The organism is Brevibacillus ginsengisoli (assembly GCF_050113715.1).
Lineage (GTDB): Bacteria > Bacillota > Bacilli > Brevibacillales > Brevibacillaceae > Brevibacillus_H > Brevibacillus_H ginsengisoli.
On record NZ_JBNJQR010000006.1, the window covers coordinates 47,105 to 72,372 of the forward strand.

Below are 25,268 nucleotides of genomic sequence, written 5' to 3' on the forward strand. Positions count from 1 at the left end.
ATAGCATCTTCTCTAGTTGTTCAAGGTGAACTGCAAGAAGGAGGAGTATGTATGACAGCTATCCAAAAACGTTGGATGTTCATAGGAATTGTAATCCTTGCCATAGTAGCGGGCGTTCTCATCTACAAAGGCATGCAAGATAAAAGTCCGATGGTTCCATTACTCTCGTATGACTTGAAGCAAAAACAAGTGACGCAAGTAGAAGATTATCTGAAAAAGAACCATTATGAATTCGAGCTTAAAGACAAAAAAATATATGTTCATGAATCCAAAGCAGAAGAGATTCTGGTGAACATGAGCGCTCAGGGGATTCCATCACCATAGATTATCCCGTGAAGAGCATGACGAAAAAACTATCTACAAACAGCTTCGAACTGTTTAGATAGTTTTTTTCGTTAGCAGAGGGAATTCCGACATTCAAGAACCAATATAAAAAGACCGCAGACCATGAGACCTAGGTCTAAAGAAGGAAAATACGAACGTCTACTTTAATCATCGGTAAATAAAATCGTAAACTTTACTTTCAATTTTTTAGTAGTAAAGCAATATATTCATGAGAATTTTTTCGGTAAAACTGTTATAGAATGAGGAGAATAGTGGAAAAATGCCCAAAAAGAAACTACAATATGGTAGAAGTACCGAAGAACTATAAATATTAATCCAAGGTGAAATATGAGAACTCTCTGCTTTCTTCTCGCGTCCATACATAGTCTCTCGGATCATGAGGTCAATTTTGATTTGTTTCAAGTTATCAAACAAGACCATGCAAATCAGCTTAGGGAATTGGTGAAGGCGAACAACTCGCTGCCAAGACGTTATTTTGAATTCCTGGTGAAAAGTGGAATTATGGAGATTCAAGGGGTAGATACGTTCGAAAGTATTACCGATTCGATCACGGCCATTGGGATGAACATTAAATCCATTGGAACGACCGTTCTGTTTGATATGTGTTTTTCTCCTCAGACCTATAAGCTTTGGCAGAATTGCGATGCGATGATCGAAGAAATTACATTGCCTGGTGATATCTTTGAAGAGTATGTGTATCGATTGGGGGCGTTGAGTCGATTCCGATACTTGGGCAGAATTGACGAACCCACAACCGCGATTAGCCTGGGCGAGAATGACATGATCGAGTTCAAACGGGATTTCCTCAACTCCAAGAGCGCCATTATCAAAGCTGTCGTCGCTTTCGCGAATAGCAATAACGGAAATTTATTTTTGGGAATTGCAGATGACGGTGAGATCGTAGGAGTGAACGAGGAGCTGCAGCATTATGGAGACCCCGACAAATATATTTTAGCCATCACACAATATATTCAAGATAAGACGACACCATTAATGGCTCCCTATCCGAAGATTTCGCTGAAAAAGGTCGAAGACAAATATGTGGTGGTCATTTTTATTGAAGTTGGTTCCGACCTGGTGTGTGGCATGGACAAGAATAACGAAAAGTTTGTTGCCATTCGGACGAATAATCGCTCCGTTATTGTCAAGGATCCACATCAAATCGGGGAGATCTATGTCAAAAGACGTCTTGGCAGCGATATTAGTCGTCGTTTAGGACTCTTGTAAAAAGAACGATAAAGTCAAAATGCGTGACTGGAGGGACTGCATGACCAGAAGTTGGATCGGTACCTTTCTCAGCCTGTTCAGTTTGGTGATGATTCTCTCGGGATGTTCTACCGCTCCCACAAAGACAACAGATCGAGTCGATAACTTATTTAGCAGCAAGATCCATTCGGTTAAACAAGTTTCCGTCATTACTACAGATGGACAAGAGATTGTTCTGGATAGCCAGACTGTCAAGAATACGTTGCCGCAAACGACGCAGGAGATTTACCGTTCGACGGACAGCTTACGAGAATCTGATGTCAGGTATACGGTGCTTGCTTATCGGGATGATCAAGCGCCTCTCGTTATTGAGGTGGGAGAATCTGCTTGTCAATTTGAAGGTACCACCTACCGTGGGGTCGATACCCAAGCCTTCTATCAAAGCATTGCGGAGCTAACCGGACAAGCATTATTTTCGGGGAACAATCCACAGTCCATCCAATTGTCCGCGCTGGATAAAGAGGACAAAGCAGGTTTAAATCCTGTACAAACCCAACAAGTCTGGCGAATGATCAAACAAGCCAAATATCAAGTAAAACCGGAGTTTATTCCTTATCCTCTATTTCCAAACTATAAACTTCAACTGGATTTTGGAGATCGAATTCGAGAAGTGAGCATGCTAACACCGGGTCTAGTAAAACTCCAGATCGGAAATGATGTCTTGTATTACCGAGTACCGAGTTCCTTGTTTTCTTTACTCACAAAATACATTACTCCTCAATCTGACGAACATAATCTGATTGATAAACTTTTTAAAGCGCGCGGCATATTTATGGTTTCTGCCGACAGTCAAGAAAAATTCAACACGACCTTTAAAGACCCCATTCTCTGGGAGAGCTTGGCCCATCAATTTGTCCGGATTCTGAAACAAGGCGTTCTCTCCAATCAAAATGTTCTATCAGGAGAAAATGTGAAGTACAAGATTACGTTGTTAATTGGAGACACAAGGAAGGAAGTAGAAGTCTTTTCCAGTGGTTTCAGGCTGGATGGGCAAACATTCAAGCAACCGGAAATTATCGGTAAATTACGAGAATTAGTAACCCAGTACAGAATTTTAGAGAAGTCTAACTAAGTGAGATGCCTTTGGAGAAGGGTGTCCGAAAACAAAAATTTGCCTCGGAATCTTTGATAATCAAGGCATTGAATTATGAAAAAAACTCAAAATATTTAAGTTATGCATATAAAACTTTTCTCCGGCCGAAATTTGTCGTAAAATAGACATGTTGTTCACAACTTGGTGGTAGGAATTCCGGAGAAAGCTGGTTAAAGTTCGCTTTTGGAAGGACTATCCATCTATTTTTCGATCCAAACTGCCATAGGAGGATGGAGAATGAACGTTCATGAGTACCAAGGTAAAGAGATACTGAAGCAATATGGTGTTAAGGTACCTGAAGGCCGCGTAGCCTTTACTGTGGAAGAAGCAGTAGAAGCAGCGAAAGAATTGGGCACCCAAGTAGTTGTAGTAAAAGCGCAAATCCACGCTGGTGGACGCGGTAAAGCGGGCGGCGTAAAAGTTGCCAAGAATTTGGACGAAGTACGCAAATACTCAGAAGAAATTCTTGGTAAAGTACTCGTTACGCATCAAACTGGACCAGAAGGTAAAGAAGTTAAACGTTTGTTGATCGAACAAGGTTGCGACATCAAAAAAGAGTACTACATAGGTTTAGTTCTTGACCGCGCAACTGGACGAGTAACAATGATGGCTTCTGAAGAGGGCGGTACTGAGATCGAAGAGGTAGCAGAACATACCCCTGAAAAAATCTTCAAAGAAGTAATTGATCCAGTAACAGGCTTGACAGCTTTCCAAGCGCGTAAGCTTGCGTATGCAATCAAAATCCCAACTGAGTTAGTGAACAAAGCAGTGAAATTCATGATGGGATTATACCAAGCGTATGTCGACAAAGATTGCTCGATTGCGGAAATCAACCCACTCGTAGTAACTGGCGACGGCGAAGTTATGGCGCTTGACGCGAAATTGAACTTCGATTCCAACGCTCTTTATCGTCATGCTGACATCGTAGCAATGCGCGATCTTGGTGAAGAAGACGAGAAAGAAATCGAAGCATCCAAATTCGACCTGTCTTACATTGCGTTAGACGGTAACATTGGTTGCATGGTTAACGGTGCAGGTCTTGCGATGGCTACAATGGACATCGTGAAGTTCTACGGCGGAGATCCTGCTAACTTCCTAGATGTAGGTGGCGGCGCTACCGAAGAGAAAGTAACAGAAGCCTTCAAAATCATCTTGAAAGATGAAAAAGTTAAAGGGATCTTCGTTAACATCTTCGGTGGAATTATGAAGTGTGACATTATCGCTAACGGTGTTGTAGGCGCGGCGAAACAGGTGCAATTGGATCGTCCATTGGTTGTTCGCCTGGAAGGTACCAATGTAGAGTTGGGTAAGAAAATCCTGAAGGAATCCGGCTTAAATATCGTAGCTGCCGAGTCCATGGCGGATGGCGCAGAAAAAATCGTTGCACTTGTGAAGTAGTCGATTAAACTTATTCCTTACTTCGATTTGTATGCGTTTTCTGCTGATACATGCCACTGCACCCGAAGGAAGCGTTAAGCTTCGTCGAGTGTGCCCCCAACTTGCAAACTAGGAAAATAAAGGTGGGAAAAATTCGCGATGAGTATTCTTGTTAATAAAAATACCAAGGTTATTACGCAAAATATGACCGGTAAAACCGGTATGTTCCACACCAAAGGCGGACTCGATTACGGTACGCAAATGGTTGCTGGCGCTACACCTGGTAAAGGTGGTACAGTTGTTGACTTTACCCTTGACAACGGTGCAACTGTTCAAGTTCCTGTGTTCAACACAGTAGCTGAAGCAAAACACGAAACAGGTGCCAACGCTTCTGTTATCTATGTTCCGCCAGCAGGTGCTGCTGATGCGATCATGGAAGCGGTAGACGCTGACCTTGATCTCGTTATTTGTATCACAGAAGGTATTCCAGTCCTTGACATGGTAAAAGTAAAACGCTTCATGGAAGGTAAAAAGACCCGCCTTATTGGTCCAAACTGCCCAGGCGTAATTACTCCAGGCGAATGTAAAATTGGTATCATGCCAGGTTACATTCACACACCAGGTAAAGTTGGGATCGTTTCCCGCTCTGGTACCTTGACATATGAAGCGGTTCACCAAACAACTACTCGCGGCATTGGTCAATCCACTGCGGTAGGTATCGGTGGAGACCCGGTTAACGGAACCAACTTCATCGATGTTCTTTCATTGTTCAACGAAGATCCAGATACTGAAGCAGTTATCATGATCGGTGAGATCGGTGGTACAGCGGAAGAAGAAGCAGCTGAATGGATTGCTGCGAACATGAAGAAGCCAGTTGTAGGCTTCATTGGCGGTCAAACTGCACCTCCAGGAAAACGCATGGGTCATGCTGGTGCGATCATCTCTGGCGGTAAAGGTACAGCGGCTGAAAAAATCGCGAAACTTGAATCTTGCGGTGTTCGCGTAGCCAAAACTCCAGCGGTTATCGGAGAGACTTTGGTTGAAGTTTTGAAAGAAAAAGGTATGTTGGATAAAGTATTACTTTAAGTTCACATAGCTTTATCGAGAAGAAGATGGCGCTTAGGCAGCCATCTTCTTTTTTTAGTAAATCGGAAAGTATATAAGTTTCTGATTTACATAAGTGCAACTACGGCTCTGCTGTCGCCAAGGCTCGGCAATCGCCGAGTTTTCTAATCCTGTCGATTTTTTTGTTCCCTCCTCTGTCACTTAATATAATGAAGAAAAACGCTCGGACGAGGAGTTTGATAATCATGGAAATCGAGGAGAGAGATTGGTTATATTCACTTAATCTTATCGAAGGAATTGGCAGAAGGACGATCTTTGGATTGTACAGAACGGTTAGTAGTTTAAAGAATCGCTCAGAAGTCACCGTTCCCTTGCTGCGAACATTGGGGATATCAGCTTCCCTTTGTCAACAGATCACGACTCGATTGACTCGCGAGCAAGTTCTAGCGGACAAGGAAGAGAGGATAAGAAGTCAAATCCAATTTGTCTCTTTTTTGGATGAAGAATTTCCACACGCTCTAAGTAATATTCCGGATCCTCCTGCCCTGTTGTTTTATAAAGGAGATTTCACGCTACTGAATGAACCGATGCTAGCGATTGTCGGAACGCGAAAAGCGACACGCTACGGAGAATCGGTTTGTCAGTATTTTGCAAGTGGTATGTCCAAACGGGGAATGGTCATCATCTCCGGCATGGCACTTGGCATCGACACCTTGGCGCATCGATTTGCGCTGGAGACAGGCTCCCCTACGATTGCTGTTCTCGGTTGTGCCATAGACCAGATTTATCCCAGACAAAATACCAGTTTGTATCAAAAAATTGTGCAAAAAGGTTTGATTTTAAGTGAGTATCCTCCAGGCACTAAGCTGCATCCAGGGATGTTTCCCGAACGAAACAGGATCATTAGCGGACTGAGCCTGGGAGTGTTAGTCATTGAAGCGGCGGAACGAAGCGGCTCTCTCATCACAGCGGATCATGCGCTGGAACAAGGAAAAGAGGTATTCGCTGTACCTGGCTCCATTTTCTCTCAAGCTAGTATAGGTCCTCACAACTTGGTGAAACAGGGAGCCAAGCTGGTAACGGATTGTCAGGATATCGTGGAAGAATTCACCTGGCTGCCTACTAAAATTGAAGCCTCCGCAATATTCGACAAAGAATCACTTGATTCCGACGAGCAGTTTCTGCTATCAATGATAAGTGAAACTCCTGTTCATTGGGATGAGCTCTATATGTCGTTAGACCCAAGCGTGCGTCTATCACTAGATCCGACATTAGTTCGCCTTCAAACAAAAAAGTGCATCGAGTGGCTTCCGGGCGGGTATTATCGCAGACGTGCTGACCAAAAATAACGATAGGGGTCGTTTGACAAATAGAATGCCATATTGAATAATAGGGGAGATTCATTACCTGAAGGGGGAGGAAAAATTTGGCTGATACGCTTGTGATCGTCGAATCTCCGGCGAAAGCAAAAACAATTGGCAAATACTTAGGCAGTAAATATATAGTGAAAGCGTCAATGGGCCATGTAAGAGACCTCCCAAAAAGTCAAATGGGTGTTGACGTAACCAACTCATATGAACCCAAATACATAACCATACGTGGAAAAGGTGACGTTCTTAAAACGTTAAAAGACTCAGCGAAAAAGGTAAAACAAGTCTACCTCGCAGCCGACCCGGATCGCGAAGGGGAAGCGATTGCGTGGCATCTTGCGCATTATTTGGGACTTGATATTTCCAAGCCGATTCGTGTTGTATTTAATGAAATCACCAAGGATGCGATTAAGGATGCATTCAAGCATCCGCGTCTAATAAATATGGATTTGGTCAATGCCCAACAAGCTAGACGTATTCTAGATCGCCTCGTGGGATACAACATTAGCCCATTGCTTTGGAAAAAAGTAAAGAAGGGGTTAAGCGCAGGTCGCGTGCAGTCCGTTACGGTCAAGATGATTATTGATCGGGAAAATGAGATCAAGAGCTTCATACCAGAAGAATACTGGACGATCTCCAGCACATTTGTTTCTGCTGGAAAAGAATTTGAAGCGAAGTTCCATGGCTTTGGTGAGGAGAGAAAAGACATTTCCTCCAAACAAGAAGTGGACGAGATTCTAAAGAAGATTAAGAATCAAGAATTTACCGTAGCCAAAGTAACCAAGAAAGAACGCAAACGCAATCCCGCTCCACCATTTATCACCAGCTCCTTGCAGCAAGAGGCAGCAAGAAAGTTGAATTTCCGTACAGCCAAGACCATGATGATCGCTCAACAATTATATGAAGGGATCGATCTTGGCAAAGAAGGAACAGTAGGTCTAATCACCTACATGCGTACGGATTCTACACGCATTTCACAGACCGCTCAAAACGAAGCCAAGGAATATATTAATGCGGAGTACGGAACGGAATACGCATTGGCGGAACCAAGAACACACGCTAAGAAAGAAGGGGCGCAAGACGCCCACGAAGCCATTCGCCCAACTTCTATCATGCGCAGTCCAGATAGCATGAAGGAATTTTTATCCCGTGATCAGCTTCGTCTATACCGTCTGATCTGGGAACGCTTTGTGGCGAGCCAAATGTCCTCCGCTGTTCTTGACACCATGAGTGTGGATTTGGAAGCAAACGGTGTATTCTTCCGAGCGACTGGTTCCAAGGTGAAATTCCCGGGATTTATGAAAGTGTACGTCGAGGGCAATGACGAAGGCAATGAAGAAAAAGATCGTCTTTTGCCTCCGATTGAAGAAGGACAGAAGTTGGAATCTCAAATGATTGAGCCCGCACAGCATTTTACCCAACCACCTCCTCGCTATACAGAAGCCCGTTTGATTAAAACCTTGGAGGAAAACGGAATTGGACGTCCTTCTACTTATTCCCCGACCTTAGAAACTATTCAGAAGCGTGGGTATGTAGCCCTTGAAGAGAAACGATTCATTCCAACTGAATTAGGAGAAATCGTTCTCAGCCTCATGGTAGAATTCTTCCCAGAAATCCTTGACGTAGAATTTACATCAGGTCTGGAGTCCGGGCTGGATCAGGTTGAAGATGGTATGGCCGATTGGGTAAAGATCCTGGATTCGTTTTATCAGGATTTTGCGAAACAGTTAGAGATTGCCGCTGAAGCAATGGAAGAAGTAGAAATCAAGGACGAAGTCTCCGATGAGATTTGCGAACAGTGCGGCAAACCTCTCGTTTATAAATTAGGCCGTTTTGGGAAATTCCTAGCGTGTTCAGGATTTCCAGAGTGTCGGGTGACGAAGCCAATTGTAAAAGATACAGGGGTAACTTGCCCACAATGTGAAACCGGAATGATTGTTGAACGTAAAAGTAAAAAGAACCGAGTATTCTATGGATGCAATCGTTATCCAGAATGTGAGTTCGTTTCATGGGATAAACCAATTGCGCGTCCTTGTCCAAAATGCAAAAGCATGCTAGTTGAGAAAAAGCGTAAGAAGCAAGGTGTAAGCATTGTCTGTACCAAATGCGATTATCATGAGGAAGTCGATTCCTAGATTTAAGTTCAATCAGTGGAGGTTAACACATCATGACACAACCGTACGTGACAGTAGTTGGGGCAGGATTAGCAGGAAGTGAAGCAGCGTGGCAAATTGCTGAGTCAGGGGTTCCTGTCAAATTGTATGAGATGAGACCAGTGAAGCAGACGCCAGCTCATCATACAGATAAATTTGCGGAACTTGTATGCAGTAATTCTTTAAGAGCCAATACACTGACCAATGCCGTAGGAGTTCTCAAAGAAGAAATGCGCAGAATGAACTCCATTATTATCAAAGCTGCTGATAGTTGTCAGGTTCCAGCAGGAGGAGCGTTAGCGGTTGACCGTCATGAATTTGCCGACTATGTCACACAGGCAGTGAAGAATCATCCGCTGATTGAAGTCATTCACGAAGAGGTTGACCACATTCCTGAGGGAGTAGCCGTTATTTCCTCAGGTCCGCTTACATCCCAGTCGCTTTCGGAGAAATTGAAGGAATTGACTGGAGAAGAGTATCTGTATTTTTACGATGCGGCAGCACCGATTATTGAGAAAGACTCCATCAATATGGACAAAGTTTTTGTCGCCTCTCGCTACGATAAAGGGGAAGCGGCATATATCAACTGTCCGATGAACGAAGAAGAATTTAACCGTTTTTACGAGGCGTTGATTACGGCCGAAGCAGTACCAGTGAAGGAATTCGAGAAAGAGGTTTTCTTTGAAGGATGTATGCCAATCGAGGTTATGGCGAACCGTGGTCGACAAACCATGTTGTTTGGACCGTTGAAGCCAGTTGGGTTGAATGACCCAAGAACGGGTGAACAACCGTTTGCGGTCATTCAATTGCGCCAAGATAACAGTGCGGCTACCCTTTACAATCTGGTCGGTTTTCAGACGCATCTCAAGTGGCCGGAACAAAAGCGTGTCTTCTCGCTGATTCCTGGATTGGAGAATTGCGAAATTGTTCGTTACGGTGTCATGCACCGCAATACGTTTATCAATTCGCCAAAATTGCTTCGACCAACGTATCAGTACCGGGAGCGAGATGATTTGTTTTTCGCAGGACAGATGACAGGTGTGGAAGGTTATGTGGAATCTGCTGCCTCCGGACTTCTTGCTGGTCTGAACGCGGCTAGATTCGTTAAAGGCGAGGAATTGCTTACTTTACCGTCGGAGACCGTCATCGGCAGTATGGCGCATTACATTACAACAACCGATGCCAAACACTTTCAACCGATGAACGCGAATTTTGGGCTTTTGCCAGGTCTTGGAGTCAAAATTCGTAACAAAAAAGAAAAAAACGAACGGTTGGCTGAACGCGCGTTGGAAATTATTCAGAATTTTACACAATTCCAACACAATTTCGGTTGATATGCCGTATACTCTATGATAATATATAGATGCATTTGAGGAGAGTACGTGTCGGATGGACAATTCGATTGATTTATCCACCTGGGTAGAACCTTTTATTCACTACTTGCAGGTAGAGAAAAACGCTTCTCCCTATACAATCAAACAATATTCCGCTGATATTCTTGAATTTGCCGCTTTTATGGAACAGCACCAAATTTACCAGTTGGATGCTGTTTCTTATTTGCATGGACGTTCTTTTCTGGCCTTTCTAGCGAAAAAGGGATTGGCGAGAAGAAGCATCGCACGTAAATTATCGAGCCTGCGAAGCTTTTACCGATTTCAAATGCGAGAGAAACTCGTTGAACAAAACCCTTTTCAACTCGTCTCAACACCTAAGGTCGAAAAGAAATTACCTTCGTTCATGTATCCTCACGAGATTCAAACCCTACTGGAAATTCCTGATGCGACAACTCCGCTCGGACAGCGTGATCGTGTCATTTTCGAGCTTTTGTACGCCAGTGGAATCCGTGTCATGGAGCTCGTTACCTTAACACTCAAATCCTTTGATTTAGTCAACGGGATTGCGCTAGTTTTCGGAAAAGGCTCCAAAGAAAGATATGTTCCGATAGGTAGTTATGCGTTACAGGCAATTCGGCAATATTTAGAACAAGGAAGAATTGCTCTTTTAGACGGACAACATGACCGAGGCATCTTCTTGCTGAATTATCGTGGTGAGCCGCTATCAGATCGCAGTGTTCGTCGTGTTGTTAATAAACATGTGGAGGCAGCCGCGCTGCGCTTACATATCTCTCCTCATACATTTCGCCATACGTTCGCGACGCATTTGCTTGACGCAGGTGCCGATTTGCGGACGGTGCAAGAATTGCTTGGCCATGTGAACATCTCGACAACACAGATTTACACACATGTAACCAAAGAAAGATTACGTCAAGTATATGACACTGCCCATCCGAGGGCAGACAAAAGAAGGAAGTGATCCGGAAGATGGAGCAATTTCACGCGACAACGATTTTCGCCGTCCATCATAATGGGGAAGCTGCCATGGCTGGTGATGGTCAGGTAACATTCGGCAACAGCATGGTGATGAAAAATGGCGCCAAAAAAGTAAGAAGACTATACCGCGGTGAAGTAGTCGCCGGCTTTGCAGGATCTGTAGCTGATGCAATTACTCTGTTTGAGAAGTTTGAAGGAAAGCTGGAGGAGTACCATGGTAACCTGCAGCGTGCTGCCGTTGAATTAGCGACAGAATGGCGATCGGATAAAATGCTGAGACGCCTGGAAGCGATGATGATTGTGATGAACAAGGAGAATTTGCTCCTCATATCAGGTAATGGTGAGATTATCGAACCAGATGACGGAATCCTGGCGATTGGCTCCGGTGGAAGCTTTGCTCTTGCAGCAGGCCGCGCGTTGAAAAAATACGCTTCTCATCTCAGTGCCAAAGAGATCGCACATGCTTCTTTACTGACAGCATCCGAGATTTGTGTATTTACCAATTCAAACATTATTGTCGAAGAAATAACAAGCCGATAGGGAGGTATTCGAGTGCTTAGACTAGAACAATTAACTCCCCGTATCATCGTTGAACACTTAGACAAGTACATTGTAGGGCAAGCTCAAGCTAAGAGAGCGATTGCTGTTGCTTTACGGAACCGTTACCGTAGAAGTAAGCTTCCCGAAAATATGATTGAAGAAGTAGTACCTAAAAACATTCTGATGATTGGACCCACTGGAGTTGGGAAAACAGAAATTGCCCGACGCATCGCGAAGTTGACGGGTGCCCCATTCATCAAAGTGGAAGCAACCAAGTTTACGGAAGTAGGGTATGTTGGCCGAGATGTTGAATCAATGGTCCGTGACCTTGTCGAAACCTCCATACGAATGGTGAAATCCGAGAGAATGGAAAGCGTCAAGGATAAAGCGGAAAAGCTGGCGAATGAAGCGATCGTCAACATTTTGGTTCCTTCTCGTAAGCAGACAGCTGGTTTTAAAAACCCGCTGGAGATGTTGTTTGGCAATCAGCAGCAGCAACAGAATACTCAAACGCATGAGCCTGAAGATGCTTCGATCGAACAACAACGCCGTCAAGTTGCCTTTCAGGTAGCGGCGGGACAACTGGAAGACCAAACGATTGAGATCGATGTTGAAGATCAAGCTCCTAATATGTTCGATATGTTCCAAATGCCCGGCGGCGAGCAGATGGGCATGCAAATGCAAGATATGCTAGGAAGTTTGATGCCTAAACGTACCAAGAAGCGAAAATTGCGAATTAAAGATGCTAGAAAGGTATTAATTCAGCAAGAAGCGCAAAAACTGGTGGATATGGACGAAGTTATTCAGGAGTCTGTTGCCCGCGCTGAACAGCAAGGAATCGTGTTTATCGATGAGATTGATAAAATTGCTGGAAAAGACGGGCGCGGTCCAGATGTATCTCGTGAGGGCGTCCAAAGAGACATCCTGCCTATCGTTGAAGGATCAACGGTAATGACCAAATACGGTCCTGTCAAAACGGATTATGTGTTGTTTATTGCTGCCGGAGCGTTTCATATGACCAAACCATCTGATTTGATTCCGGAATTACAAGGGCGTTTCCCGATTCGCGTGGAATTAACCAGTCTTCTAGTAGAAGATTTTGTGAGAATTTTGACGGAACCGAAGAACGCTCTAATCAAGCAATACATCGCTCTGCTTGAGACAGAGGGAATCAAAATTGAATTTACAGAAGATGCAATTTTTGAAATCGCTCGTCTCGCCACGGAGGTAAATCAGTCCACTGATAATATTGGAGCTAGACGCTTGCACACCTTGCTTGAAAAAATGTTGGAGGACTTGTCCTTCGAGGCTCCGGATATTCATTTGGATGTGATTAAAATCACCGCGGAGTATGTGCAAGAGAAGTTAAATAGTATTGTGAAGAACAGAGATTTAAGCCAGTACATTTTATAAAAAGATACTAAATAAAAGATGTGAGTAGACGTCAGGAGGAAAAGAGATGGATTTGCTAGCAAAAACAAGACGAATTAACCGTATGTTGCAAAAATCTGCAGGCCATGCTGTAAACTTTAATGAAATGGCGCAAGTGTTAAGTGATGTGATTGAAGCCAATATTTTCGTGGTTAGCCGTAAGGGAAAAATGTTGGGCTACTCCATTCACCAGGAAATTGACAATGAGCGTATTCGCAAGATGCTAGAAGAACGTCGTTTTCCTGAAGAATATAGTTTAGGCCTTCTGAAAGTAGAAGAGACATCAGCGAATATTGATGTAGATAGTCCGTACTCTGCTTTCCCAGTAGAAATGAAAGAAGTTTTCCAATCCGGTTTGACCACAATTGTTCCAATCATTGGCGGTGGGGATCGTCTAGGCACGTTGGTTCTTGCGCGTGTTAATGAAAGTTTTGTTGACGATGACCTGATTTTGGCTGAAGTTGGGGCAACAGTAGTTGGAATGGAAATTCTCCGTGAACGCTCGGAAGCGATTGAGGAAGAAGCGAGAAGCAAAGCGGTTGTACAAATGGCTATTGGTTCTCTTTCCTATAGCGAACTAGAAGCGGTAGAACATATTTTTGAAGAACTGGAAGGCAAAGAAGGTTTGTTGGTTGCTTCCAAAATTGCTGACCGTGTAGGAATTACACGCTCGGTGATCGTTAACGCATTGCGTAAACTGGAGAGTGCCGGTGTCATTGAGTCCCGTTCTCTGGGTATGAAAGGTACATTTATTAAGGTACTAAATGAAAAACTTCTACCTGAATTAGAGAAGTTGAAAAATTCTTGATCACAAAGGAATACGGAATCTAAGGATATTCTTGGGGTGTAGCTTATGTGCTGCGCCCCTTTTCGTTTGTTTACATACCACAAGTACTTGTGGAACTATTTGTTGGATAGAGAAGTATTCCAATAATATGACATAAAATGTTAAAAAACGTTAAAAGGAGGAAATTTATGACTAAAGAATGAGTAAATAGAATGGGTTTGTATAAATTTAGGGGCTTTTGTCCTGAAATAGCTATGAAGAAAAGATAGGGCTTTTTTCATTAAACTGATTTTGTTATGATTTATTCGTAATTAATGTCGAATTGGCAGGAATATGGGCTGTATTTGCAGAACATTCATTATGTGACTCGAAAAATGTTGGTTTATTATGCTAGTGTAATATGGTTGTTTAGTAAATCCGGAAACATTTACCGCGTATATTTAGGTTTCTGAAGAACTAGATGTAGGGAAATGTAAGTAACCGTTTTGAGGAGGAGTTCTCAGTGATATCTACCAATCAGCTTCAATTGTTAGAGCGAGCTTTAGATGTGAGTACGCTTCGACAAAGGACAATCTCTAACAACATCGCCAACATTGATACTCCTTACTTTAAAAGTAAACAGGTCGTTTTCGAGGAAATGCTGCAGAATGAGATGAATGGAGAAGGACCTAAGCTTGGCGCGTACACCACAGATTCTAAGCACATCCCATTTGGACGCGTTCAAGGAACAATACCCAATGCGCAAATCGTTTCGAACCCGCAAGCGTTTGTGCAAAATAACGGGAATGACGTAGACCTCGAGTATGAGATGAATCAGGAAGCCAAGAACCAAATCTGGTACAACGGTTTGGTTCAACTAACAAGCGGCTATTTCAGCAAAATGAAATCAGTTATTGATGGTGGAGGGAGGTAGTAGATAATGAGTTTGTTTCGCGGGATGGACATTACAGCATCAGCTTTAAGCATGAATCGCCTCCGACTTGACACCGTCGCAGCGAATATCAGTAATGCCAACTCAACACGAGCGCATTATGTTAACGGAGCCTGGCAGCCTTACCGTCGAAAAATGGTTGAGGTTATGCCGAAAACAGATCAATCCTTTGATAATTTGTTACAAGCAGCAGTTGGAGTCGTAAGCAATCGACCTGAGAATGGTGTCCGTGTAACGGCGATTAAAGAGGATAATACACCATTCCAACGGGAATACAACCCGGATCATCCGGATGCTGATAAAGATGGCTATGTTCTCAAACCTAACGTAGACCCCATGAGAGAGATGGTTGATATGATCTCGGCCTCTCGTTCCTATGAAGCGAACGTAACCGTTTTAAACGCAAGCAAGAGCATGATGATGAAAGCATTTGAAATCAATGGGAGATAAGGAGAATAACGAACCATGCAGATTAATGCATTAAAGCCAGTCGGATTTCAACCAGTCGTGCAATCTCCGACACAAACTCCTAATGAGGTATCCAAATCATTTGCGAATTATCTTTCCGATGCGATTGGCCAAGTAAATCAAGCACAAGTAGATTCTGAGACCCTAAATTCGAAGTATGTGGCTGGTCAGGTAGAGGATGTGCATCAAGTGATGATTGCTAGCCAGAAAGCTAGTCTTTCCTTGCAATTAACGATGCAAGTCCGTAACAAGGTGATTGAATCCTACCAAGAGATCATGCGTATGCCGATCTAATCTTGAACGTACCCTTTCTTGGTGAGGTGAATTATGAACGAACGTCTAGCATTGTATAAAGATAAAGTACATACATTTTGGAACCGTTTTACTCCTAAACAAAAATGGATGATTGCGGCAATAGCCTTGTTTTTAGTAGTTTCTCTTAGTTTATACATATATTTTGCTTCTCGCCCTGTTTACGTTCCTTTATATAACCAACGTTTAAGCGAGCAGGAAGTTGGGTTAATCAAACAAGAGCTGGATAGCCAAAAGATTCCGTATCGAATTACTGGAAATGGAACCCAAATTGAAGTGCCTGAGGTCAATGCCCAAGATGTAGTGGTTGATCTGGCGGCAAAAGGGATTCCAAGTGAAGGAACCATCAGTTCAGACATTTTCAAAAGCGCTGGAACTTTTGGGATTACCGACAATCAATTTAAAGTGTTGAAAAAAGATGCGCTTCAAGTAGAGTTGAAGAAGATGTTGGAAAGAGTTCATGGTGTGCAAAATGCGCAAGTCATGATTACTCTTCCTGAAGAAAACGTTTGGGTAACGGACAAGCCGGATAACGCGACGGCATCTGTAATCGTTACCACAGAACCTGGTACACAATTAAATGATCAACAAATTCGGTCTTTATATTATGTCGTCTCTCGCAGTGTAGATAAGCTGCCACTTGAAAATATCACGATCATGGATCAATACTCTAACCTTTTGGAGTTATCGGATACCAATGATGCAAATACACATGCACTTACTCTCTATGAGCAGCAGGAAAAAATGCGATCCGAAGTAGAGAGGAAGATTCAACAAAATGTCTACAATTTGCTAGGTACTCTAATGGGCAGAGACAAGGTGATTGTCCAAACAACTGTTAATATGAACTTTGCCAAAGAGAACCGCGTTGAAAACCTCGTGGAACCTGTAGACAAACAGAATAACGAGGGAATTACGATTAGTGCCGAAAAGCTTTCTAAAACTTTTTCCGGTCAGGGAGCTCCACCGGCGGGGACAGCAGGCACAGGAAATAGTGATGTCCCAAGTTTCCCTGGAGGGTCTCAACAGGGCGCCAACAGTAATTATGAAGAATTAACAGATCGAGTAAATAAAGAGGTCAACCGAATAACCCGTAACATTACGATGAGTCCATATCAAATTGATGATATCTCCATCAATATTGGTGTAGAACCACCTGCTGGCCAACAACTTGATCAGCAAACGATCGATAATATTAAGCAGGTACTACGAAATGTGGTACGGGTAAGTGTAAGCAACAAGACACCTGCCTTAACGGATCCAGAGATCGATCAACGAATTTCTGTCTTTCCACATACCTTCACAGGTAAAGTGGCGACAACAGATCAACAAGGTCTTAATCCAGCTATTCTTTGGGGTGCCGGAGCTGTTGCGTTACTTGCTCTTGGTGCAGTTGCTTATATGCTGTACCGTCGCCGTCGTCAACAGCAAGCGATCGAGGAGGAAATTCCAGATTTACCGTCTCCAATGCCATTTGAAGTGCCAGACTTAACCTACAACGAAGATACAGATGAAGTAGTGATCCGCAAGCAGTTAGATAAATTGGCCCGAAGCAAGCCAGATGAATTCGTGACATTGCTTCGTACATGGATAGCTGAAGATTAGGGAGTGAGGACCGATGGCTCGCGGGGCCAAAGAATTAACGGGTCGGCAAAAAGCTGCAATTCTGCTTATCTCGCTTGGGCCGGAAGTATCTGCTCAAGTATTTAAGCACTTGCGTGAAGATGAAATCGAACAATTAACATTGGAAATTGCCAATGTAAGAAAAGTAGAGACTGACGAAAAAGAAAGAGTTTTAGCGGAGTTCCATCAGATTGCCGTGGCAAAAGAAGTGATTGCCCAAGGTGGGATTACGTATGCGAAGGATATCTTGGAAAAAGCGCTTGGACAATCGAAGGCAATCGATATTATTAATCGACTGACCGCGAATCTTCAAGTTAGACCATTTGACTTTGCGCGTAAAGCGGATCCTAGCCAAATTTTGAACTTTATTCAAAATGAACACTCTCAAACCATTGCCTTGGTACTAGCCTATCTGGAACCGACACAGTCTGCGATGATCTTGTCAGCGTTACCACAAGAGAGACAAGCGGATGTAGCGAAGCGTATTGCCTTGATGGATAGTACTTCCCCAGAGGTTATTGCTCAGGTTGAACAGGTATTAGAACAGAAACTGTCTGCTACGGTTACACAAGATTACACTCAAGCAGGTGGAATTGAAGCCATTGTCAACGTATTGAATGGTGTAGACAGAAGTACAGAACGAACTATTTTGGATTCCTTGGAAATTCAAGATCCAGAGCTTGCTGAAGAAATCAAAAAACGGATGTTCGTCTTCGAGGATATTGCTACACTGGACAATCGTTCGATTCAACGCGTTATTCGCGATGTGGAGAACGCCGATCTCCAACTTGCACTCAAGGTTGCAAGCGAAGAAGTACGCGAGGTTATCTTCCGCAACATGTCCAAGCGTATGGCCGAAACATTCCGCGAAGAAATGGAATTTATGGGTCCTGTGCGTTTGCGTGATGTTGAAGAAGCCCAATCCCGTATTGTTGCGACGATTCGTCGTCTAGAAGAGGCGGGTGAAATTATCATCGCTCGAGGCGGAGGGGATGATATCATTGTCTAGGATCTATAAAGCTTCTAACTATGTGGCTGCGGACGAAAAATTGATCCTTCAAGTAAAAGCGCCTCCTCCACCCATACTGACGGATGAAGTTGCTCAAAGGTTGCAAGAAAGTTTTCCGATTATCCAAAATGCGGAAGAAGAAGCTCGAACCATCATTTCGGATGCTGAGGAAATGGCTCAAAAGATTCTTGCGGAAGCTTCAAGACAATCTGACGAGCTTCGTGAACAAGTAAGGGTAGAGATGGAACAATGGCGCCAGGAGCACGAACAAGAAGCTCAACTCGCTGCCCAACAAGCAAGAGAAGAAGCGAAGGAAGAAGGCTTTTTTCAAGGGATTGAGGAGGGCAAGATAGCAGCTAGAAAAGAAGAAGAAGAAACGATTCAGTTGGCGCGCGATATTCTTACAGAAGGATATCGGACCAAAGAGACGATTATTAATCAGGCGGAACCTTTTCTAGTGGAACTTAGTATGGAAATCGCACGAAAGATTATCGGTGAAGAGCTATCGACTGATCCAGAGAAAATTGTTGAGATGGTAAAAAAAGTTGTTCGGCGTTCACGTGTTCATGGACAAATTACCATTTCAGTGAATCATCGATACTATCAATTTATAGAAGAGCATCGTACACAATTTTTAACGCTTCTGGATGGGCAAGCTGAGTTAGCCATATATCCGGATTACACGGTGCAAGATGAAGGTTGTGTCATTCGGACGCCTTTCGGTAGTGTAGATGCGAGAATTGATACGCAGTTAGAAGAAATTAGACAGGTCCTGTTGGATATTGCGCGAGGAAGTGAATCGAATAATGACTTCGCTTGACCTGACCAAATATCGTTCCGTTTTGGGACAAATGGATTCTGTCAGAATTAACGGCAAAGTTACCCAGGTAGTCGGATTAACAATTGAATCACAAGGACCAGAAGCCAAGTTGGGGGAGATTTGTCACATCTACTCCCAACACGGTGAAGAACCAATCATGGCAGAGGTAGTAGGGTTTCGTGACAACAAAGTGCTGATGATGCCTTTGGGAGAACTCTCAGCAATTGGCCCGGGTTGTGATGTAGTAGCTACCGGCAAGCCACTTACGGTAAAGGTAGGTCCCGAAATTCTCGGTACGGTTCTTGACGGTTTGGGAAGACCGCTCAATGGGAATCCACTGCCGTTTGGCTTAACCAATTACCCGACCAATAATCTTCCGCCCAATCCGTTAGCGCGGCCTCGTATTACAGAACCCATTGGAGTTGGGATTCGTGCGATCGATGGTTTGCTATCGGTAGGAAAGGGACAGCGTGTCGGGATTTTCGCAGGGTCTGGGGTAGGGAAAAGTACCTTGCTCGGGATGATTGCTCGTAATACCAACGCTGATATCAATGTGATCGGGTTAATAGGAGAACGTGGTCGCGAAGTCAAGGAGTTTATTGAACGCGATTTGGGGGAAGAAGGATTGAAGAGATCGGTTGTCGTTGTTGCTACGTCCGATCAACCTGCTCTGATCCGGATTAAAGGGGCCTTAATTGCCACCTCCATAGCGGAATACTTCAGAGATCGCGGTCTGAATGTGATGCTAATGATGGACTCGGTTACTCGTTTTGCCATGGCACAACGGGAAGTCGGTCTCGCCATTGGTGAACCGCCAGCGACAAGAGGTTACACCCCGTCCGTTTTTGCTTTACTACCTAAGCTTCTCGAGCGGGCAGGAACGGCCAAAAAAGGAAGCATTACCGCGTTCTATACCGTACTCGTAGATTCAGATGATATGAACGATCCGATTGCTGATACGGTACGTGGAATTCTTGATGGACATATTGTCTTGGACCGCAAAATTGCGCAGAAGGGGCATTTCCCGGCAATTGACATCTTGCAAAGCGTGAGCCGTGTCATGAATGAAATCAGCTCTGATCAGCACTTGCAAGCGGCGAGACAGCTTAAACGTTACATGGCAACATTCAAAGAAGCGGAAGACCTCATTAATATAGGAGCCTATAAAATGGGGACCAATCGCGAAATCGATACATCGATCCGTTACCGAGATATTATTCGGGATTTCACGGCACAATCGACAGATGAGCCAGCGGATCTCAACATTAGCATTAACGCTTTGATCGCACACTTTGGAGGCGTGAACTAATGAAAACCTATCAGTTTCATCTCCAAAAAGTCCTTGACTTAAAAGAAAAGGAAAAGGAACAAGCTGAATGGGCTTTTGGGAAATCTGTGCAACGAAAAAACGAAGAAGAAAGCAAGCTTTATCACCTAAAAGAGCTTCGTAGTGGCGTTACAGATTCGATTGTTAATCTACAGCAAAAGTCATGCAGCGTATCGGACTTAATGAAAATGGTACGCTACCAGCAATCGATGGATCGAGCGATTGAGTCACAAAAACGGACCGTATCCGGGTGTGAACAAGAAATTGAGAAGTGTCAAACAAAGCTAACCTTTCATATGCAAGAATCAAAGCTATGGAATCGCTTGAAAGAGAAGTCTCAAGATGTTTTTCTCGAACTCAATAAACAACGAGAGCAAAAAGAGCTAGACGAAATAGGGATCAATCGCTATTTACGCCGAGCCACTCATAGCTGAGAGGAGGTTCGTCATGGAAGAGATTCAAGACCAAGAGGAAAAGGTTTACAGTAAATGGGAATGGTTTTTTTACATGATTGTGATCCCTGCTTTATTTGCTACGTTATTAGGCGGTGTGCTTTTGAGTTTGCTAGGGGTTAATGTAATTGGTAAACTCATTCACTTTGGAAATTCGATTCCTTATATCGAGAAGATTGTCCCTGGGCAGAATGAAACCACCAATGATAACCCTAAACAAGCAGCACAAAATCAGCTGAACAATCTACAGACTGAATTGACAAAGAACAAGCAGAGTTCTGTGGCGCTTCAAGAAGAGATCGCCAAGAAAGACGAGACGATTCAAGCCCTTCAAAAGCAAATGGCGGATGTTCAGAAAATGGTGGAACAGAAGCGTGCGGATGGAGAGGAACGTCAAAAACAGTATCAGGATCTTGCCAAAATCTATACGACTATGTCTTCGCGTAACGCCGCGGCTATCATCGCGAACTTGACCAAAGAAGAAGCTGTTACGGTGATGTCTAAGATGAAACCGGAAGAACGGGCAGATATTCTAGCCAAGATGGATCCTAAAAAAGCGGCGGACATCTCGATCCTGACCAAGGATACAACGGTAAGCAAAGATGATGATATTGCGGCTCTTCAACAGCGGATTCAGGTTCTCACCAAGGCTCTTAGTGAAACACGTCAAGATGGGACAAGCCTTGATTCGTTGATTAATACGTTCTCGCAAATGAACCCGGATGATTCAGCATCGATTATTGCTACGTTAATGAACACTAATTCTAAGCGGGCGATCTCCATTTTAGCTGGTATGAGCAATGATAAGCGCGCTCAAGTACTCGCATCCGTTGCGAAAAAGGATGGTAATTTAGCTGCTCGAATAACCAACGAGTTGCTGCGATAAGTGGGGTAAAGCCTTACTGTCGTTATCTATAGAGGCAACTAAATATGATAAAGGAGGTGACAAGATGAATGTAACTAATGCGATAACAACTGGAATTGGGGATATGACTGGTTTAAGTGGAGGACAAGCTACGGCAGCCAATCAAGGTGGAATGGGCGAAATGTTTGCCTTACAAATGGAGAACGCACTCAGCCAAACACCTTTGACCGATCAACTGCCTGAGTTAAAAGGAGAAGGGGACTTTTCCAATCTTGCAGACCTGCTTGCAATGTTACAACAAATGTTTGCAAACAATCCACTGATGAGTCAACAACCGGAACCTGTTGCGGACTCTGCAATCCAACCAGCTGCTTCTGTTGATCAAACCGAAGTAAATCCTGTGCTGTCAGCTATGGTGAATACCCAGATGCAAGTCCCATCACAAGCAGACACATCATCCTTGATGGGCAACAACATTCAAGAAGCGTTACCAGTAGAGAAACTTCCGCAACTCCAGCAGTTTCTTTCTCAATTGATGCCTGAGAAGACACCTAGTGTTGCTCTTGCCAGTGAAACGATTCAACCTGTTGTTGCTGCTTTCATGGAGAAAGGAATGTCTCAAGAAGAGGCGACAGCATTCGTTCAAACACTTGTCCAATTTGCGAAAGCGGGAGAACAAGCCAAACAGCCAGAAGTACGTGTGGCATCTGAACAAATCAGCCAGTTGATGAGTGAATTGGGTGTCAAGACAGCAGATGGGAAGGATCTGAACGCGAAAAAAGCGATGAATCCGTTTGAAACATTGCTTAAGCAATCTGGTTCCAAACAACCTTTGGTTGAACGCAAGATGACACAAGTGGATCAGACGGTTCAGACACCTCTTAATCTTTTGAAAGTAAACAATGCGCTTTCTTCCTACCAAGTGGAGACAGGACAGACGAGCCGGGCACAAGGAAATTTAACTAATCAAAGCAATCCGGGCATCTCACAGCTTGAGGGAAGTGCAGAGCCGCAAACCGGTGAGGAAACCATCACCATGAATATTTCTCAACCGCAGACAACCCAAGCCTTCACCGTAAAAGGCGCAACTACAGAACAACCTGTTAACAGCTATACTCTTAAAGCAGATCAATTTGCGAATCAGGTGAGTGATGTATTTGTTAAACAGCTCAAAGTTGGCTCTCTCAAAGGAGTAACGGAAGCGAAAATCATTTTGCATCCACAATCCTTAGGACAAGTTGATGTCAAAATCACCTCTCATAACGGCTTGATTACCGCTCAGTTCTCTGTAGACAACAGAGCAGGTAAAGAGGTATTGGATAGCCAATTGTCGCAGCTGCGAACCGCTTTGGTTCAACAAGGATTGCAAGTTGATCGCTTGGAAGTGACCCAGCAACAATCACAAAGTCAATTTAGCTTCCAGCAGCAGAAGGAACAAGGCAAGCAACAACAATCCTCCAATAGACAACAGCAAGAGCAACAATCTCAATCCAATCAAGACAGTTTCTCTATTGAGCAACTTGTGGATGGAGATACTTCAACAGCCGCCCTTTGGAATCGGGCAAGGATGGCAGGGTCAGTAAACTATTCCGCATAGGTAGAAGGAGAGTGAATCCCATGAACACACAGTTTCGTGTTGGGCAAACGTATTTTCCTTCAAAACCAGGTGGTATAGCGAATAAACCAGCAACTGCAGAACTGCCTAAATCAGGCAAACCTTTTGATCGTTGGTTAAAAGAGAGCTTACAAGTCCCGCAGGAACCCAAGAAGCTTTCATTCAGTCAACATGCGTTAAATCGGCTACACGATCGTGGTATACAGCTGAATGAGCAGGAGTTAAGTCGTCTTGAAGGTGCTGTGCAGAAAGCCGCTGCTAAAGGTTCTAAAGAATCTCTGGTTGTCATGGATAACGTCGCGTACGTGATTAACATTGCAAACCGCAAAGTAATCACCGCAGTAGATGACGCCAATATGAAGGAAAGCGTTTTTACTAACATTGATAGTGCAGTTTTAGTTTAAAGGGCCGGCCCTCCTAGAGGAAGCCCTGTGGTTACCGAATGACTGAGGTAACAGTTTGAAACATAGAGGAGGTTCAAGAATGCTTCGATCATTATACTCTGGTGTATCAGGTATGCGTGGTTTTCAAACTAAACTTGACGTAATCGGCAACAACATCGCCAACGTCAACACAACGGGTTTTAAAAAGAGCCGTGTAGTATTTCAAGATGTTTTAAGCCAAAACATCGCAGGGGCAACCGCACCATCAGGCGATGGCTTGGGTGGAATTAATCCACGTCAAGTTGGGTTGGGTTCGCAAACCGCGGCGATTGATACTGTTCACACGCCAGGATCCCCAATGACAACCAATCTTGGTACGGACCTTTCCATTGAAGGGGATGGATTCTTCGTTGTAAGTCCAGATGGTGGAACTACTAAATACTTGACTCGCGCGGGTAACTTTACACGTGACGGTGAGGGCTTCCTGGTGAATGCTCAAGGGATGAAGGTATTAGATAGTGGTAGCCAACCTATCCAAATTCCTCGTAATGACGTAGCATCCTTCTCCTTTGGGAAAGACGGTGGAATCATCGCCTACGATAGCACTGGACAAAAGGTAGATATTGGCTCAGGATATGTTGGACTGACGATGGTCAGTAACCCAGGCGGTCTTAAAAAAATCGGAAACTCTCTCTATGAAATGACCGAAAACGTTCAACCTGGGCAGAGTCTTGAAGTAGAAGTAAAGACTCCTGGAGAGTGCAACTCAGCAATTGTTGCAGGTACACTGGAAATGTCCAATGTTGATTTGCAAGAAGAGTTTACGGAAATGATCGTAGCTCAACGTGGATTCCAAGCAAACTCCCGCATTATCACGACATCAGACACGATTTTGGAAGAATTGATTAACCTGAAGCGATAGTCATGTAACCTAGTTGAGTGTAAGGGAGAGAGTGTAAGTCTCTCTCCCCCAAACACAACTGAAAGGAGATCTTCATGATCTTATTAACCCGTTTCAACGGAGCTCAATTCTATGTAAACATCACACACATCGAAACGGTAGAAGCTACGCCTGACACGATTATAACGCTTACCAATGGCAAGAAATTTCTCGTGAAAGAAGAAGCGAAAGAAGTGGCCGCAAATATCTCTACTTTTTATCAAAAGGTCCCTTTGGCTACCGTGGTTCCACGTCCATTGGACGAAATCAATGAATAGCGGGAGGCTGTCCCATGTTTCAGAATAAGCTGTTTAATATGGCATTAATCACAATTATTGCAATTACTCTACTTGGTGTTGCTTCCTTTGTTCTCTATCAGACCTACTTGAGTCCTACGAGTGGAGAGCATGTAGCGAAGGAACAACCTGCTTTATCAGCAGATGACATGGTTTCATTTACGATGGATACAGGGGATATTACCACGAACCTGTTAACCAATAATTATATCATCGTACGATTCAGTATCACGGCTGATAGCAAAGCGGCAAAAGAAGAGCTGACCAAGCGTACCCCCCAAGTGAATCAAATTATTATTAAGACATTAGCTGGTTTAACGCCAGACGATATCAAGGGTACAGAAGGACTTAATAAATTGGAAGCAAAAGTGATGAACCAAATCAGCTCTGTTTTGCAAGAGGGGAAAATTGTTCAAGTGATTACCACTAAGAGAGTCTTGCAGTAGGTTCTATGTGGGTAAATACATACG

The 25,268-nt window shown here is 43.8% G+C and carries 26 protein-coding genes; all 26 read left to right on the forward strand.

Going from position 1 to position 25,268, the window contains the following annotated elements; all coding sequences use genetic code 11:
* Positions 1-51 precede the first annotated feature (51 nt).
* The 26 genes from ACQCN2_RS13545 (at position 52) to ACQCN2_RS13670 (ending at position 25,244) form a co-directional block, all read left to right on the forward strand.
* Complete coding sequence (locus ACQCN2_RS13545) at positions 52-324, forward strand: hypothetical protein (protein ID WP_426929460.1); 273 nt, start codon at positions 52-54, stop codon at positions 322-324.
* Between the two features lie 348 nt (positions 325-672).
* Entirely contained in the window at positions 673-1,572 is a 900-nt protein-coding gene (locus ACQCN2_RS13550) for an AlbA family DNA-binding domain-containing protein (protein ID WP_426929461.1), read from the forward strand.
* Between the two features lie 40 nt (positions 1,573-1,612).
* Positions 1,613-2,683 (forward strand): hypothetical protein, encoded by a 1,071-nt coding sequence (locus ACQCN2_RS13555; RefSeq protein ID WP_426929462.1) that lies wholly within the window; start codon positions 1,613-1,615, stop codon positions 2,681-2,683.
* A gap of 258 nt (positions 2,684-2,941) precedes the next feature.
* Positions 2,942-4,102 carry an ADP-forming succinate--CoA ligase subunit beta gene (gene sucC / locus ACQCN2_RS13560; protein WP_426929463.1) on the forward strand — a complete coding sequence of 387 codons (1,161 nt, stop codon included), beginning with the start codon at positions 2,942-2,944 and terminating at the stop codon, positions 4,100-4,102.
* A gap of 138 nt (positions 4,103-4,240) precedes the next feature.
* Positions 4,241-5,167 carry a succinate--CoA ligase subunit alpha gene (gene sucD / locus ACQCN2_RS13565; protein WP_426929464.1) on the forward strand — a complete coding sequence of 309 codons (927 nt, stop codon included), beginning with the start codon at positions 4,241-4,243 and terminating at the stop codon, positions 5,165-5,167.
* Positions 5,168-5,391: 224 nt separating this feature from the next.
* Positions 5,392-6,495: a DNA-processing protein DprA gene (gene dprA / locus ACQCN2_RS13570; RefSeq protein WP_426929465.1), complete on the forward strand. Its 1,104-nt coding sequence runs from the start codon at positions 5,392-5,394 to the stop codon at positions 6,493-6,495.
* A gap of 77 nt (positions 6,496-6,572) precedes the next feature.
* Positions 6,573-8,651, forward strand: a complete 2,079-nt coding sequence (topA, locus tag ACQCN2_RS13575) for a type I DNA topoisomerase (RefSeq protein ID WP_426929466.1) — start codon at positions 6,573-6,575, stop codon at positions 8,649-8,651.
* Between the two features lie 32 nt (positions 8,652-8,683).
* Positions 8,684-10,003: an FADH(2)-oxidizing methylenetetrahydrofolate--tRNA-(uracil(54)-C(5))-methyltransferase TrmFO gene (gene trmFO, locus ACQCN2_RS13580; protein ID WP_426929467.1), complete on the forward strand. Its 1,320-nt coding sequence runs from the start codon at positions 8,684-8,686 to the stop codon at positions 10,001-10,003.
* A 55-nt stretch (positions 10,004-10,058) separates the two neighbouring features.
* Positions 10,059-10,982: a tyrosine recombinase XerC gene (xerC, locus tag ACQCN2_RS13585; RefSeq protein ID WP_426929468.1), complete on the forward strand. Its 924-nt coding sequence runs from the start codon at positions 10,059-10,061 to the stop codon at positions 10,980-10,982.
* A gap of 8 nt (positions 10,983-10,990) precedes the next feature.
* Positions 10,991-11,539 (forward strand): ATP-dependent protease subunit HslV, encoded by a 549-nt coding sequence (gene hslV, locus ACQCN2_RS13590; RefSeq protein ID WP_426929469.1) that lies wholly within the window; start codon positions 10,991-10,993, stop codon positions 11,537-11,539.
* Positions 11,540-11,551: 12 nt separating this feature from the next.
* Positions 11,552-12,952, forward strand: a complete 1,401-nt coding sequence (gene hslU, locus ACQCN2_RS13595) for an ATP-dependent protease ATPase subunit HslU (RefSeq protein ID WP_426929470.1) — start codon at positions 11,552-11,554, stop codon at positions 12,950-12,952.
* Positions 12,953-12,998: 46 nt separating this feature from the next.
* On the forward strand, positions 12,999-13,778 hold the full coding sequence (gene codY / locus ACQCN2_RS13600; RefSeq protein WP_426929471.1) for a GTP-sensing pleiotropic transcriptional regulator CodY: 780 nt from the start codon (positions 12,999-13,001) through the stop codon (positions 13,776-13,778).
* A gap of 481 nt (positions 13,779-14,259) precedes the next feature.
* Positions 14,260-14,670 carry a flagellar basal body rod protein FlgB gene (flgB, locus tag ACQCN2_RS13605; RefSeq protein WP_426929472.1) on the forward strand — a complete coding sequence of 137 codons (411 nt, stop codon included), beginning with the start codon at positions 14,260-14,262 and terminating at the stop codon, positions 14,668-14,670.
* A gap of 6 nt (positions 14,671-14,676) precedes the next feature.
* Positions 14,677-15,138 (forward strand): flagellar basal body rod protein FlgC, encoded by a 462-nt coding sequence (flgC, locus tag ACQCN2_RS13610; protein WP_426929473.1) that lies wholly within the window; start codon positions 14,677-14,679, stop codon positions 15,136-15,138.
* A 15-nt stretch (positions 15,139-15,153) separates the two neighbouring features.
* Complete coding sequence (gene fliE / locus ACQCN2_RS13615; protein WP_426929474.1) at positions 15,154-15,450, forward strand: flagellar hook-basal body complex protein FliE; 297 nt, start codon at positions 15,154-15,156, stop codon at positions 15,448-15,450.
* A gap of 33 nt (positions 15,451-15,483) precedes the next feature.
* Positions 15,484-17,073, forward strand: a complete 1,590-nt coding sequence (gene fliF / locus ACQCN2_RS13620) for a flagellar basal-body MS-ring/collar protein FliF (protein ID WP_426929475.1) — start codon at positions 15,484-15,486, stop codon at positions 17,071-17,073.
* 13 nt (positions 17,074-17,086) lie between these two features.
* Positions 17,087-18,100: a flagellar motor switch protein FliG gene (fliG, locus tag ACQCN2_RS13625; RefSeq protein ID WP_426929476.1), complete on the forward strand. Its 1,014-nt coding sequence runs from the start codon at positions 17,087-17,089 to the stop codon at positions 18,098-18,100.
* Positions 18,084-18,920, forward strand: coding sequence for a flagellar assembly protein FliH (gene fliH / locus ACQCN2_RS13630; RefSeq protein ID WP_426929477.1), 837 nt, complete (start codon positions 18,084-18,086; stop codon positions 18,918-18,920). Before fliG ends, fliH begins: the two co-directional genes overlap by 17 nt.
* A complete protein-coding gene (gene fliI, locus ACQCN2_RS13635; RefSeq protein ID WP_426929478.1) occupies positions 18,907-20,229 on the forward strand; it encodes a flagellar protein export ATPase FliI in 1,323 nt (440 codons plus the stop codon). Before fliH ends, fliI begins: the two co-directional genes overlap by 14 nt.
* Positions 20,229-20,681, forward strand: coding sequence for a flagellar export protein FliJ (fliJ, locus tag ACQCN2_RS13640; protein WP_426929479.1), 453 nt, complete (start codon positions 20,229-20,231; stop codon positions 20,679-20,681). Before fliI ends, fliJ begins: the two co-directional genes overlap by 1 nt.
* A gap of 13 nt (positions 20,682-20,694) precedes the next feature.
* A complete protein-coding gene (locus ACQCN2_RS13645; protein WP_426929480.1) occupies positions 20,695-21,585 on the forward strand; it encodes a MotE family protein in 891 nt (296 codons plus the stop codon).
* 64 nt (positions 21,586-21,649) lie between these two features.
* The gene (locus tag ACQCN2_RS13650; RefSeq protein ID WP_426929481.1) at positions 21,650-23,161 is read left to right on the forward strand and encodes a flagellar hook-length control protein FliK; all 1,512 of its coding nucleotides are present in this window, start codon (positions 21,650-21,652) and stop codon (positions 23,159-23,161) included.
* Between the two features lie 20 nt (positions 23,162-23,181).
* Positions 23,182-23,583, forward strand: a complete 402-nt coding sequence (locus ACQCN2_RS13655; RefSeq protein ID WP_426929482.1) for a TIGR02530 family flagellar biosynthesis protein — start codon at positions 23,182-23,184, stop codon at positions 23,581-23,583.
* 79 nt (positions 23,584-23,662) lie between these two features.
* Complete coding sequence (locus tag ACQCN2_RS13660; protein WP_426929483.1) at positions 23,663-24,484, forward strand: flagellar hook-basal body complex protein; 822 nt, start codon at positions 23,663-23,665, stop codon at positions 24,482-24,484.
* A gap of 74 nt (positions 24,485-24,558) precedes the next feature.
* Positions 24,559-24,780, forward strand: a complete 222-nt coding sequence (locus ACQCN2_RS13665) for a flagellar FlbD family protein (RefSeq protein ID WP_426929484.1) — start codon at positions 24,559-24,561, stop codon at positions 24,778-24,780.
* Positions 24,781-24,794: 14 nt separating this feature from the next.
* The gene (locus tag ACQCN2_RS13670) at positions 24,795-25,244 is read left to right on the forward strand and encodes a flagellar basal body-associated FliL family protein (RefSeq protein WP_426929485.1); all 450 of its coding nucleotides are present in this window, start codon (positions 24,795-24,797) and stop codon (positions 25,242-25,244) included.
* Positions 25,245-25,268 lie beyond the last annotated feature (24 nt).